The sequence below is a fragment of the Pseudonocardia sp. genome (assembly GCF_035305885.1).
GTDB lineage: Bacteria > Actinomycetota > Actinomycetes > Mycobacteriales > Pseudonocardiaceae > Pseudonocardia.
The window spans coordinates 35,586-47,748 of record NZ_DATGOP010000145.1; the positions used below are offsets into that span (position 1 = coordinate 35,586).

The 12,163-nt window shown below is 74.1% G+C and carries 12 protein-coding genes and 1 tRNA gene; 7 read left to right on the top strand and 6 right to left on the bottom strand.

Annotation, left to right across the window (positions count from 1 at the left end; all coding sequences use genetic code 11):
• Nucleotides 1-10: 10 nt before the first annotated feature.
• The 5 genes from VKZ81_RS32505 (at nucleotide 11) to VKZ81_RS32525 (ending at nucleotide 4,835) form a co-directional block, all read left to right on the top strand.
• Complete coding sequence (locus VKZ81_RS32505) at nucleotides 11-1,498, top strand: tripartite tricarboxylate transporter permease (protein ID WP_324245585.1); 1,488 nt, start codon at nucleotides 11-13, stop codon at nucleotides 1,496-1,498.
• Nucleotides 1,495-2,583 (top strand): sialidase family protein, encoded by a 1,089-nt coding sequence (locus tag VKZ81_RS32510; protein ID WP_324245586.1) that lies wholly within the window; start codon nucleotides 1,495-1,497, stop codon nucleotides 2,581-2,583. The genes VKZ81_RS32505 and VKZ81_RS32510 overlap by 4 nt, the downstream gene beginning before the upstream one ends.
• Complete coding sequence (locus tag VKZ81_RS32515) at nucleotides 2,580-3,440, top strand: dihydrodipicolinate synthase family protein (RefSeq protein WP_324245587.1); 861 nt, start codon at nucleotides 2,580-2,582, stop codon at nucleotides 3,438-3,440. The genes VKZ81_RS32510 and VKZ81_RS32515 overlap by 4 nt, the downstream gene beginning before the upstream one ends.
• A gap of 204 nt (nucleotides 3,441-3,644) precedes the next feature.
• Nucleotides 3,645-4,106, top strand: coding sequence for a hypothetical protein (locus VKZ81_RS32520; RefSeq protein ID WP_324245588.1), 462 nt, complete (start codon nucleotides 3,645-3,647; stop codon nucleotides 4,104-4,106).
• A gap of 33 nt (nucleotides 4,107-4,139) precedes the next feature.
• Entirely contained in the window at nucleotides 4,140-4,835 is a 696-nt protein-coding gene (locus tag VKZ81_RS32525) for a CBS domain-containing protein (RefSeq protein WP_324245589.1), read from the top strand.
• 5 nt (nucleotides 4,836-4,840) lie between these two features.
• Here the strand turns inward: VKZ81_RS32525 and VKZ81_RS32530 are convergent, their stop codons facing one another.
• Nucleotides 4,841-6,550 (bottom strand): sensor histidine kinase, encoded by a 1,710-nt coding sequence (locus tag VKZ81_RS32530; protein ID WP_281689371.1) that lies wholly within the window; start codon nucleotides 6,548-6,550, stop codon nucleotides 4,841-4,843.
• 187 nt (nucleotides 6,551-6,737) lie between these two features.
• Between VKZ81_RS32530 and VKZ81_RS32535 the strand changes: the two genes are divergently transcribed.
• A complete protein-coding gene (locus VKZ81_RS32535; protein WP_281689370.1) occupies nucleotides 6,738-7,220 on the top strand; it encodes an RpiB/LacA/LacB family sugar-phosphate isomerase in 483 nt (160 codons plus the stop codon).
• Here VKZ81_RS32535 and VKZ81_RS32540 read toward each other — a convergent pair.
• Nucleotides 7,214-8,239 (bottom strand): tripartite tricarboxylate transporter substrate-binding protein, encoded by a 1,026-nt coding sequence (locus VKZ81_RS32540; protein ID WP_281689369.1) that lies wholly within the window; start codon nucleotides 8,237-8,239, stop codon nucleotides 7,214-7,216. The two genes, VKZ81_RS32535 and VKZ81_RS32540, sit on opposite strands and share 7 nt — an antisense overlap.
• Nucleotides 8,240-8,410: 171 nt before the next feature.
• On the opposite strand from VKZ81_RS32540, the gene VKZ81_RS32545 reads away from it, so the two are divergent.
• Nucleotides 8,411-9,142, top strand: a complete 732-nt coding sequence (locus VKZ81_RS32545; RefSeq protein ID WP_281689368.1) for a FadR/GntR family transcriptional regulator — start codon at nucleotides 8,411-8,413, stop codon at nucleotides 9,140-9,142.
• A 1,158-nt stretch (nucleotides 9,143-10,300) separates the two neighbouring features.
• Here the strand turns inward: VKZ81_RS32545 and VKZ81_RS32550 are convergent.
• The 4 genes from VKZ81_RS32550 to VKZ81_RS32565 form a co-directional block, all read right to left on the bottom strand.
• The gene (locus tag VKZ81_RS32550) at nucleotides 10,301-10,549 is read right to left on the bottom strand and encodes a hypothetical protein (protein ID WP_281689367.1); all 249 of its coding nucleotides are present in this window, start codon (nucleotides 10,547-10,549) and stop codon (nucleotides 10,301-10,303) included.
• A gap of 213 nt (nucleotides 10,550-10,762) precedes the next feature.
• Nucleotides 10,763-10,835 (bottom strand) — tRNA-Ala (locus VKZ81_RS32555).
• Between the two features lie 86 nt (nucleotides 10,836-10,921).
• Nucleotides 10,922-11,671, bottom strand: coding sequence for a DsbA family protein (locus VKZ81_RS32560; RefSeq protein ID WP_281689366.1), 750 nt, complete (start codon nucleotides 11,669-11,671; stop codon nucleotides 10,922-10,924).
• 1 nt (nucleotide 11,672) lies between these two features.
• Nucleotides 11,673-12,134: a MauE/DoxX family redox-associated membrane protein gene (locus tag VKZ81_RS32565; protein ID WP_281689373.1), complete on the bottom strand. Its 462-nt coding sequence runs from the start codon at nucleotides 12,132-12,134 to the stop codon at nucleotides 11,673-11,675.
• Nucleotides 12,135-12,163 lie beyond the last annotated feature (29 nt).

Genomic DNA, 12,163 nt, shown 5'->3' on the forward strand with positions numbered 1-12,163 from the left:
CGGTGTCACCGTGACGGTGTTCGTCGACGGCATCGCCGCGCTGCTCGACCCCACCGTCGCCGCCTGCTTCGTGGTGGGGCTGCTGGTGGGGACCCTGGTGGGGCTCTTCCCCGGCGTCACCGGGTCGATGGCGGTCGCGCTCGCCTCCGGCTTCACCCTGACCCTGGAACCGGTGCAGGGCCTCGCCGTCCTGCTGACGATCTACGTGGGCGCCAACTACGGCGACCGGATCCCGTCGATCCTGGTCAACACCCCGGGCACGCCCGCGGCGATCGCGACCACGTTCGACGGCTACCCGATGGCGCGCCAGGGCAGGGCGGGGCTCGCGCTGGTCAGCTCGGCGATGGTGACCACCGGCGGGATCCTGCTGTCGATGGTCCTGTTCGTCACCGCGGCCCGCCCCGTGGCGCAGCTGGCGCTCGAGTTCGGACCGGCGGAGATGTTCGCCCTGGTCGTGTTCGGCCTCGCGGTCATGGTGTCGGTCTCGGGCGACTCGGTGCTCAAAGGGCTGATCGCGGGCGTGGCGGGCCTCGTGCTCGCCACCGTCGGCCGGGACCCGATCACCGGGGACGCGCGGTTCGTCTTCGGCGTCAACGACCTCAACTCCGGCCTGCCGTTCATCGCGGTCATCATCGGCCTGTTCGGGGTCGCCGAACTGTTCGACCAGCTGCTCACCCACCGGCCGCACACCGTGAAACCGCTGTCGAGCCTCGGGCGCTGGTGGCCGACCCGTTCCGAGTACCGGCAGATGGCACGGCCGTTCGGGGTGGGCGGCGTGGTCGGGATGGTCGTCGGCGTCGTCCCGGCCGCCGGCGGCGACATCGCCGGGCTCATCGGGTGGGACCGCGCCAAGCGCCTGTCCCGCGAGCCCGAGCGGTTCGGCAAGGGGTCCCTGGAGGGCCTGACGGCGGCGGACACCGCGTCGAGCGCCACCCTCGGCGGGTCGCTCACCACCACCATGGCGCTCGGCATCCCCGGAGACGCCGTGATGGCCGTGATGATCGGCTCGATGATCATCTGGGGGATCCAGCCGGGGCCGTCGCTGTTCACCCGCAACCCCGAGCTCATGGTCAGCATCGCCGGCATCATGGTCATGGCGGCGCTCGTGTCGCTGGCCATCAGCCTCGTCCGCACCCGCGGCATCGTGCGCCTGCTGGACCTGCCCAACCACTACCTGTGGTCGGGCATCCTGCTCTGCTGCATCGTCGGGACCTACGCGACCACGAACAACACCTACACGGTGTGGGTCATGCTGGCCTCGGGCGTGGTCGGGGTGGTCATGAAGCGCTGCGGGTTCCCGCCCGGCCCCGTCGTCCTCGGCCTCCTGCTCGGGCCGCTGGCCGAGTCCAACCTGCGCCGGGCGCTGCTCATCGACGGGCCGAGCAGCCTCGTGTCCCAGCCCATCGCGGCCGGCCTGTTGGTGCTCGCGCTGCTCGCGCTCGTCGGGCCGCTCGTCGGCCGGGCCCGGGCGGCCCGCAGGCGGGCCGGGGTGCGATGACGCCACCCGTCCACCGCCGGTGGGTCGCGGTCGACCACCCCGCGTGGCGCCAGGCGCACGCCTCGACCGTGCTCGCCGTCGACGGCGACCTGCTCGCGGCCTGGTTCGCGGGCGAACACGAGGGCAGCCCCGACACCAGGATCTGGCTCGCCCGCCGCCCCGCCGGGGCGGCGCGCTGGACCGCGCCGGAGATCGTCGTCGAGGGCGGCGAAGCGCACTGGAACCCCGTGCTCGCCCTGGGGCCGGACGGCGCCGTGTGGCTGTTCGCCAAGCGCGGCCCGCTGATCTCCCGGTGGACGACGTGGGTGCGCCGCTCGGTCGACGGCGGCCGGACGTGGTCGCCGGAGTACCCGCTCGTCCCCGGCGACGTGGGCGGGCGCGGCCCGGTGAAGAACCCGCCGCTGCTGCTCGGCGACGGCACCTGGCTCGCGCCGGGCTCGCGGGAGAGCTGGTCGGACCCGCCGGTGTGGGAGTCGTTCGTCGACGTCTCGACCGACGCCGGCGCCACCTGGCGGTACGCCCCGATCCCGCTCGACCGGGACGGCCTGCGCGGGCCGGGCGTGATCCAGCCCGCGCTCTGGTCCGACGGCGACGCCGTCTACGCGTTGATGCGCAGCTCCGAGGGGCGGGCGTACCGCGCGCGGTCGACCGACGGGGGCCGCACCTGGTCGGCGGCGCGCCCGGTCGACCTGCCCAACAACAACTCGGCCCTGACGGTCGTCCCGCTGCCGGACGGCTCCGTCGCCTGCGTGCACAACCCCGTGAGCGGCGACTGGGGCGCCCGCTGCCCGCTCGTGGTGTCCCGGTCGCGGGACAACGGCGAGTCCTGGCAGGAGGTGCTGACGATCGACGACGGCCGGACCCCCGTCGACGACGACCCGACGCGCCGCCCCGGCCTCCCGCCGGACGGCCCCGGCTTCCGCGCCGCCGACGGCGGCGTGCGCACCAGCGGCCGGGGTGAGTACTCCTACCCGGCGGCCACCCTCCTCGGCGACACCCTGGTCATCACCTACACCTGGCAGCGGCGCGGCATCGTCGAGGCCACCGTTCCCGTCCACGCCCTGATCCCCCGAAGGACCCCATGACCGCCCAGATCATCAGCGCCGTCCCCGTCCCGTTCCGGCGGGACGGCGGGATCGACCTGCCCGAGTTCGACGCGACCCTCCGGTCGCTCGCCGAGCACGTGCACGGCGTGCTCGTCGCGGGCACGACCGGCGAGTTCCCGGCGCTCGACGACGCGGAGCGGGTGGAGCTGTTCGGCCGCGCGATCGCCGTGCTCGGCGCGGAGCGCGTCATCGCGCACATCGGCCACGCGAGCGCTCGGCAGGTGGTGCGGCTGGCCGAGTCGGCCGCACCGCTGGGGATCACGCGGTTCGCCGCGCTCACGCCCTACTACCTGCCCACCGACGACGACGGGGTCGTGGCCCACTTCCAGGAGATCACCGCGGCGCTCCCGGGCGCGCGCGTCTACGCCTACCTGTTCCCGGAGCGGACCGGCCTCGCCGTCTCGCCGGAGGCGCTCGGCCGGATCATGGCCCTCCCCGGGATGGCCGGCGTGAAGCTCTCGGGTGGCGCGGCGGCCCGGCTCGCCGAGTACGCGCCGTGCCTGCGCGACGGCCAGGAGCTCTACTCGGGCGACGACGCCACGCTGCCACTGGTGCTCGAGAAGGGCGGCGCGGGCGTGGTCTCCGGCGTGTCCGCCGCGTTCCCGCAGACCTTCGCCGCGCTCGCCCGCGCCCTCGACGCGGGCCCCGGGCCGGAGAGCGACGCGCTGCAGGCCACGGCCGTCCGGCTGGTCGGGCTCGTCGGCCCGACCATCCCCCGCCTGAAGGCCGCGCTCGCCGCCCGCACGGGGGCGGTCTGGGCGAGCCGGATGTCGCAGCCCGCGGTCGCCGACGACGTGCGCCGCGCCATCGAGGAGGCGGTCGCCCGGCACCGCTGACGGCCGCGCACCAGCGGCGGTTAACGCCTCGCCCGTGCGGAACGACCTATCCGCGGTCCCGCTCCTGCGCGGGGCGCGACCGGCCCGGGTGGCAGCCCGGTCCGACGAGGGCCCGCCTCCGCACGCCCCCCGGGGAGGCGGGCCCTCGCGCGTTCGTCGCCCGGCCACCCCAACCCGAAGGCTCCCGGCAGGATCGTCAGGGGCATGGACACGCGATGCACGGACCGCGGGGCCGCGTCGGACCCGGTCTTCCGGGCCACCGCCGTCGCCTGCATCGTGGCGGGGGTGGCGGGCGTCGCCGGGGCGCTCTGGCAGTTCGTCCCGCTCAGGGTGCCCGACGGCGCGATCTACTGGTTGTTCACCCTGCTGGGAGCCGCGCTCCTCCTCTGGCCGCCGCTGACCCACCTCGTCGGCGGCGTTCTCATGCTGCGCCGCGGCTCCGCCGGCGCCGCGGTGGTGACCGCGTTCGTGAGCGGGTGGGCCACGCTCAGCCTCCTCGCCCTGAACGTCGGGGTGCTCCTCCACCCGTACCTCCTGGCGCAGGCGGGCGCCACCGCCGTCCTGACCGGCCTGATCGTCTGGGCCGTCGCACGGCGCCGGCGCGGTCGCCCCACCCGATCCGGACCGGGACCGGAGACCCTCCCGGCCCCGGGCGGACGGCCCTGACCGGGACGCGGCGGTGCGGGAACGCTCGCGCCCATGAAGACAGCGACCGTCGCGGACGTGATGACCCGCCGCGTGCTGACCGCCCGCCCGGCGATGCCGCTCAAGGAGCTGGCCCGGGTGCTCACCGAGCACGGCCTGAGCGCGCTGCCCGTGCTCGACCCGGACGACCGGCTCATCGGGATGGTCTCGGAGCGGGACCTGCTGTCGAAGCAGGCCCGCCCGCTGCCCGAGCGCAGGCACTGGTGGCAGCGCCGCCGAACCCGGGAGGAGATCCGGCGCGCCGAGGGCGCCACCGTGGGGCACGTGATGACCGGCTTCCCGGTCACCGTCTCGCCGACGGCGCCCCTCGCCGAGGCGGCCCGCCGCATGATCGAGTACGAGGTCAAGCACCTGCCGGTGGTCGACGACGACGGGAAGCTCGTGGGCGTGGTCAGCCGGGCCGACCTCGTGCGGGCGTTCGTCCGGTCCGACGACGAGATCCGCGACGCGGTCCTGGACCAGGTGTTCCGGCACGTGCTGTGGGTCGACCCGACCGAGGTCGAGGTGTCGGTCACCGACGGCATCGTCACCATGACCGGCACCGTCGAGCAGCGCAGCACCGCCGAGCTCGCCGAGCGGCTCGTGCACCGCCTCGACGGCGTCGTCGACGTCGTCTCCGGCCTCGAGTACCGGTGCGACGACGGCGGCATCGGAGGCCGCACGGCCCGGTCCGCCGCGCCCAGCGCCTGAGGCGGTCAGCTCAGCGGCACCCGCCAGCTCATCCGGGTGCCGCCCCCGGGTGCCGGGGCGATGTGCAGGGTCCCACCGCACTCCCGCGCCCGATCCTCCAGGTTGCGCAGGCCGCTCCGCGCGACGCCGGGGCCCATCCCGCGCCCGTTGTCCACGACCTCGACGAGCAGGTCCTCATCCGCCTCGACGGTGAGCGTCACCGCGGTCGCTCCGGCGTGCCGCGCCGCGTTGCTCACCGCCTCCCGGACCACGGCCACCGCGTGCACGCCCACGCGGGGCGGGACGAGCGTGTCGACCGCGCCCGAGATCCGCACCGACGGCGAGAGGCCGTGGCCCTCGGCCGAATCGGCCGCCGCGTCCAGGAGCTGGCGGCGCAGCCCGGCCGCTTCCCCCGCGCCGGTGGTGTGCAGGTCGAAGATCGACGTCCGGATCTCCCGCACGGTCTCGTCGAGGCTGTGCACCGCGTCCTGGATCCGCTGCTGCACGGCCGGTTCCCGGCTGCGCCGCAGGGTGCTCTGCAGCGCCAGCCCCGTGGCGAACAGCCGCTGGATGACCCGGTCGTGCAGGTCGCGCGCGATGCGGTCCCGGTCGCCGAACACGGCCAGCTGCTGCTGCGCCCGGTTCTTCTCCCCCAGTTCCAACGCGAGCGTGGCCTGCTGGGCGAACGAGGTCAGCATCGGCACCTCGCTGGGCTGGAACGGCTGGGCCTCCCGCCGCCGCAGGGCGATCAGCACGCCCATCACCTGGTCCTGGGACTGCAGCGGCACCGCCACGGTCGGGCCGAAGCCGAACAGCTCCTCGCCGGCATCGCGCAGCCCGCCGACCGTCGCGTCGATCACGGCGGTTCCCGAGTCGACGACCTTGCGCAGCAGCGGGTCCTGCGGATCGAGGATGCGGCCGACGAGATCCACGTCCGCCACCCCCTTCTGGGCCCGCACGGTGAAGTGCTCGTCCGGCGGGGTCGGCCCGAGCACGATGAGCGTCAGGTCCGATCCGGTCAGCTCCTGGGTGCGCAGCGCCACGAGGCCGAGGGCGTCCTCCTCGGTGGCGCCGGACAGCAGCTCCGCGCGGATCTCCGCGGTGGCCTCCAGCCACGCCTGCCGCAACCGGGTCTGCTCGAACAGGTCGGCGTTCTGCACCGCGATCCCGGCGGCGGCGGCGAGCGCCTCGAGCACGACCTCGTCATCCGCGGTGAACTCGCCGCCGCCCTGCTTCTCGGTCAAGTAGAGGTTGCCGAACACCGAGTCGCGCACGCGCACCGGCACGCCGAGGAAGCTGCGCATCGGCGGGTGGTTGGGCGGGAACCCGACCGACGCCTCGTGCGTGGTCAGGTCGGCGAGCCGCAGCGGCCGCGGATCCAGGATGAGCTGCCCCAGCAGCCCCTTGCCCTCGGGCAGGCGGCCCATCCGCGATCGCGTCCCCTCGTCGACCCCGACGTGGATGAACCGCGAGATTCCCCCGTCGGGAGCCAGCACGCCCAGCGCCCCGTAGCGGGCGTCGACGAGGTCCACCGCGGACTGCACGATCCGTTGGAGGGTCGCGTCGAGCTCCAGGCCCGACGCGACGGCGAGCACGGCGTCGAGCAGGCCCTGCATCTGGTCCCGGATCTGGACGATCTCGGTCAGCCGCTCCTGCACGCCGTGCAGCAGTTCATCGAGCCGCAGGCCCGTCAGGACGTTGGGGCGTGACGGCGTCCCACCGAGGTCGTTCGGCATGGATCAACCTCGCCTCTCTCCCCCCGAGAGCCCATCCAACGTGGCACGGGACCGCACGGCGGGCAACCCGGCCCCAGGCCCGAAGACCAGGAACCCGCCGCCCGCAATCGGAGCGCGGGCGAGTTCGTGGAAGAATGGTAAGTCCATTACCCACCGCGCTCGCTCATCGAACGGCGAGGAGGACGACGTGCGCATCGGCATCGCGGCCGACCACAACGGCGTCGCGCTCAAGGCTCGACTCGTCGGCGTCCTCGCGGCGGGCGGCCACACCGTCACCGACCTCGGGGCGCACGACGGCGAGCAGGTCGTGGACTACCCGCCGCTGAGCCTCGACCTGTGCCGCCGGGTGGTGGCGGGCGAGGTCGAGCGCGGCATCCTCGTCGGCGGGAGCGGCCTCGGCGAGACCATCGCGTGCAACAAGGTCCGCGGGATCCGGGCGGGGTTGTGCCCCGACGAGTTCCACGCCCGGATCTCCCGCGGCAACAACGACTCGAACGTGCTGGTGCTGGGCGCCAAGGTCGTCACCCCGGAGGTGGCCGAGCAGATCACCGCGGTGTGGCTCACCACCCCGTTCCGGGGCGGGGTCCACCGGCGCCGGCTCGACCAGATCGCGGCGATCGAACGGGGCGAGCCCCTCCCCCCGGCGCCCGGCAGCGCCGGTGGTCAGTAGCTCTGCACGACCAGCTGCCGGAACTCCCCGGTGGCGCCCAGCACCCGGGCCACGAGATCCGCCGTCTCCGCCCCGCCGAGCGGGGCGAGCGGGCGCTTCTGCTGCTCGAGCTCGGCGAGCAGCTCCGGGTTGTCCACCGCGCATCGGTAGGCCGCGCGCAGGGCCTCGACGCGGTCGGCCGGCATCTGCGGCGAGGCGATCAGGGCGCGTCCGGTCTGGCCGAGCGCCACCAGGTTGTCGACGACCGACGCCGCGAGCGCGTCCGGGGGCGCGGCGTCGTAGATCGTCGGCGTGTCGGGCAGCAGCGGGTCGGACTGGTCGTCCACCGTGACGAGCGGTCGCACGTCCCCGGACGCGATCGCAGGCAGCTGACTGTCGACCGGCAGCACGTGTGCGTCGGCGTCGCCGGTCACGACGGCCGCGCGCGCCTCCGGCGCCCCGGCGAACCCGGTGATGATCTCGAACGGGAATCCGTAGGCGGCGCCGAGGATGTTCGGCGCGATGTAGTCGTTCGCGCCGGGCCCCTGGGCGACGAACCGCACGGGCCGGTCCGACGCCACGAGGTCGGCGAAGCTCTGCACCGGGCTGTCCTGGGCCACAACCACGACGTTGGCCGGTGCCGCGACCCGGCCGATCCAGTTGAGGTCGGTGAGGTCGAAGTCGGCACCGTCGGCCTCGGCGATCTGCGCGGACACGAGCCCCACCGTGTTCACGATCTGGAAGCGGAGCTCGTCCGGGCCGGCCGCCGCCGTCCGGTTGGTCGCGACCAACCCGCCCGCGCCCGGCTCGTTGCGGACCACGATCGTCGCGTCGAGGCACTCCTCCAGGTACGGGGCCAGCGCGCGGGCGTAGGTGTCGTAGCCACCGCCGGGTTCGTACGGGACGACCAGGTCGACGTTCTCCCCCGAGAACGGACCCGCCGCGGGGTCGCTCGAGCCGGCCCCGCACCCCGCGAGGCCGGCGGCGAGGACGAGGGCGGTCGCGGCGCGCCACGCTGCGCGCCTCGTGGTGGTGGACATCGGTAGCTCCTTCGCTGCGATGGACACGTCGTTCGGCGGTGGCCGCTGCGCGCCGTCGAGGAGTTCCAAGCCGATCCTCCCCAAATGGCCTATCCATTAGACCGCGATCTTCGCCCGAAGGCCAGGGAGGCCACGCCTTTGGACTGTCCATTTGCGCATACACTGCGTCACATGACGAGTCCCGAACCGGCGAGCAAGGGGGACCTGCTCAGCCGGGTCAGCGTGGGACGCATCTCCGAGGTCATCGTCGACCAGATCCGGTTGCTGATCCGCTCGGGCCGGCTGACGGCGGGCGACCGCCTGCCGTCGGAGCGCGAGCTGTGCGAGCGATTCGGCGTCAGTCGCGTCACGGTGCGTGAGGCCCTCCGCGTGCTGGAGGCCAACGGGCTCGTCGAGATCCGCGTCGGTGCCCGCGGCGGCGCCTTCGTCACCGCGCCCAGCAGCCGGATGGTCGGCGAGGGCATCGCCGACCTGATCTCGCTGTCGAGCCTGTCGGCGGTCGAGGTCACCGAGGCGCGGATGGTCTTCGAGCTCGGGCTCGTCGCGCTCGTGTGCGAGCGCGCCACGGCCGACGACATCGCCGCCCTCTACGCCATCTGCGACCGCAGCAGCGCCGCCATCGAGGAGGACGACTACCCGCTCGCCCTGTCGGCCGAGTGGCACACGCGGTTCGCGCGGGCCACGCACAACCGGGCGATCGCGCTGCTCGCAGACTCCCTGCACGACCCGATGCTCAGGTCGCTGCAGCAGGCCCGCACCGCGGAGCCCGCGCACGGCAGGCGCGGCGCCGAGGAGCACCGGGCCCTCGTCGACGCGGTTGCCGACCGCGACGTCGAGCGGGCCACCGAGCTGATGCGGGTGCACCTGCGTCGCACGGCGTCCCGGGTGTCCACGGGCTGCTGACCGTCACGCCTGCCGGCTCCACGCCCGACCTGCACGGCCGAACTGCGCCGGGGCGAGGCCCCGCTCGCCCCCAGGATCGACCTCGCGCCAGGGGCCCCCCACCCGCCCGGCTCCGTCGTCGGACCCCGGCCGCCGGGGACCGCTGCTCGCGCTCCCGGCCGGCGGTCCATGGCGAACGTCGACGCGGCGGTCCAACCTCGCCGCACCGTCGATCGGCACGACGTTCGGCGCGGTTCGCCCGGGGCGCGGGCGCCGCGTTGCCGGTTCCCCGGGCGCTCGCGGGGAACCAGCTGCCCTTCACCGGGGGCGCGCGGGTCCGGGCCCTCGAGCGCGCGGTCGCCGGTCGGGCGCTGGGTGGATTGCCGATCTCGGCCGACGTGTTCGACCTCGGCCGGCGATCCGCGTTCCTGATCAACGTCCCTACCGGGGGCACCCCGTTCGCCGCTGCGCACCGGGTCCTCCCCGCCGACGGAAACCCGGAAGTCGCACGCGGTGGACCTGGCGCGACCACGCTCGCGGCGTGCGTCGTGCTTCGCACCGGCGGCCCTGCGCCAGGCCGCCGTTCGGCACGGCCCCCTCGCGCACGGAGCCACGAGCGCGACGTGCTTCGCCCTGCTCTTCGCGATCGGGTGCCACTCCGGCGCAGTCCGGGCTCGCGATGGTTCGCGTGGGTGGTGGCGCTCGGGATCGGGGGCCGCTGCGCGCCCGGGTGCCGCCGCGACTCCTTCCTCCCGTGATCGGCCGGATACCTCGGCATCCGCCTCTGTGCAGCGGCAGGAACCCGGAACGAGGTGCCGCTCCTCTCGCCGCCGGCCGTCGCCGGCCTCGGTCTCGGCGTCAGCGCGAACTCCTCGATCGGCGCGGCGTCGGCGGTGTCGGCCGATCACGGGGCCGATCTCAGCGGCGTCGTCACGAGGACGTCCCAGCCGTGCGGTGCGTTCGGTGCCGTCGCGAGCACCGGCCACCTCGCACCGGGCGGTGGGCACGACGCCGTCGCGACCGCAGCCGGTTTCGCCGTGCTCGCCGCCGTGGCCGCCGCCGCGCGGGCCGCGACCCACCGCCCTGCCGAGAGGCCGCCGCGATTGTCAGACAGCACTCCACCGGCCGAGACGCTCAGGCCGGCGACGAAGACCCCCTTGCTGGAGGGCGCCGGCTCGATCAGTCCGCCTCCCGCGCCTCCCGCGCATCGGACTCGTCGGCGAGCGCATCGTCGATGAGCGCCTCGAGCGCCGCAAGGCTGTGGCGCTTCCCGTCGGTGCGGAGCACGACCGCTCCGTCGTCGTCCACACCGGCCTCGGCGAGCGCCTCCGTGATGCCGTGAGCGGCGAGCAACGCCTCCTTGCCGAAGCGGTCATAGGCCAGGTGCTTCGGGTGGGTGGAGGGGTGCTCCGGGTTGTCGTCAGCCACCGACCGACCTCCGTTCCAGCCCCCCGCTACGTCCTCCGATTGTCACCCATGCGTCGACCACACGCGCCGGGCGGCACACGAGTCCGCTGCTGGTGCTGCGCTCCGCCTGGCTGGTGCAACAGTTGCGTCAGCCAGCGACCGAGATCGCTACCGGATGCAGAAAACCCCGCCCTACCTGGGTGAACCAAGCTGACGGGGTTCCGGGTGCGAGAGTGGAGCTGACGGGATTCGAACCCGTGACCCCTTGACTGCCAGTCAAGTGCGCTACCAGCTGCGCCACAGCCCCTTGCGACGACCAAGTTACACGACGCTCCGGCGGCCCCGTGAGGCGGGTCGCCGTTACCCGGTCGCCTCGCTCGCCCCGGCGGACGATCAGGACTGGCCGCCGATGGCGTCCTGCAGCCAGCTCGTGTCGTTCAGGTCGACCTTCCGGCCGCCGACCACGACGGTCGGGGTGCCGAACCGGCCGTTGGTCTGCAGCGCGGTGTCACCCGTGGCCGCCTCGGTCTCCTTCGCGACCGCATCCGCGTGCGTGCCACCCTGCACGCACGCCGCGAAATCGCCCTGCGCGCCGAGCTCGGTGCCGAGCGCGATCAGCTCGTCGTCGCTCAGCCCGGCGCTGCCCTCGGCGGGCTGCTCGTCGAAGAGCTTCTTGTGGTACTGCGGGAAGACGCCCGCGGGCACCGCGCAGAGCGCCGCGTTCGCCGCCCGGGTCGAGTAGCCCGCGGGCTCGCTCAGCCGGTCGAGGATGGCGACCGTGTGGAACCGGACGGTGACCTTGTTCTCGTTCAGGGCGGTCGTGAGCTCGTTGCCGTAGCGCGCCTCGAAGCGCTCACAGCTGGGGCAGAGGTAGTCCTCGTAGACGTCGATCACCACGGGGCCCGAGCCCGCGGTGACGACCGCCCCGTCGGCGGTGGCGGTGTAGGTCGGTTCGACCTCGTGGCCGAGCGCGCGGGCGACGAGGAAAGCACCACCGACGGCCACGGCGACCGCGAGCACCACGCCGACCACGATCGCGCCGGTGCGGTCGCGCTTCTGCGGCACGCGGATGCCCGCGGCGGCGAGGCGACGCTCCGCCTCCTCCTGCTTGCGACGCCTCTCGTTGCGCGAAGCTCCGCCCATCTCAGCCCATCCTCCTGGTTCCGAGCCGGTCGTCGAGTGCCAGCACCGTGCGCGGGCGGGCGATCAGCCACCCCGCCATCAGCAGGAAGCCCGCGTCGCGCAACAGCTCCTGCCCGTAGGTCGTCTCGCCCGGATCCACCGCACCACCCCCGCCGAAGCAGCCGCAGTCGATCGACAGGCCGCGCGCCCACGCCTGCGTCACGCCCGCGACGAAGACGAGCAGCAGCGCGGCCGACAGCACGGCGACCAGGCGCGTGCCGACCCCGGCCAGCAGCAGGAGCCCGAGCGCGATCTCGACCCACGGCAGCAGCGCCGCGACGACCTCGACGCCGGCGTCGGGCAGCACGTCGTAGGCGCGCACGGCCACGTAGGTCTGGTCCGGGTCCACGGCCTTGAGCAGGCCGGACACCAGGAACACCGCGGCGAGCCCGAACCGGGCCAGCGCCCCGATGACGTCAGGCAGGCGGGCGCGGTTCACGGGCCGAGCCTATC

What these genes read in the sequence shown, in the direction of transcription:
- VKZ81_RS32510 (WP_324245586.1), top strand. Translation starts at nt 1,495, where the DNA reads ATGACGCCACCCGTCCACCGCCGGTGGGTCGCGGTCGACCACCCCGCG.
- VKZ81_RS32515 (WP_324245587.1), top strand. Translation starts at nt 2,580, where the DNA reads ATGACCGCCCAGATCATCAGCGCCGTCCCCGTCCCGTTCCGGCGGGAC.
- VKZ81_RS32520 (WP_324245588.1), top strand. Translation starts at nt 3,645, where the DNA reads ATGGACACGCGATGCACGGACCGCGGGGCCGCGTCGGACCCGGTCTTC.
- VKZ81_RS32525 (WP_324245589.1), top strand. Translation starts at nt 4,140, where the DNA reads ATGAAGACAGCGACCGTCGCGGACGTGATGACCCGCCGCGTGCTGACC.
- VKZ81_RS32530 (WP_281689371.1), bottom strand. Translation starts at nt 6,550, where the DNA reads ATGCCGAACGACCTCGGTGGGACGCCGTCACGCCCCAACGTCCTGACG.
- VKZ81_RS32540 (WP_281689369.1), bottom strand. Translation starts at nt 8,239, where the DNA reads ATGTCCACCACCACGAGGCGCGCAGCGTGGCGCGCCGCGACCGCCCTC.
- VKZ81_RS32545 (WP_281689368.1), top strand. Translation starts at nt 8,411, where the DNA reads ATGACGAGTCCCGAACCGGCGAGCAAGGGGGACCTGCTCAGCCGGGTC.
- VKZ81_RS32560 (WP_281689366.1), bottom strand. Translation starts at nt 11,671, where the DNA reads ATGGGCGGAGCTTCGCGCAACGAGAGGCGTCGCAAGCAGGAGGAGGCG.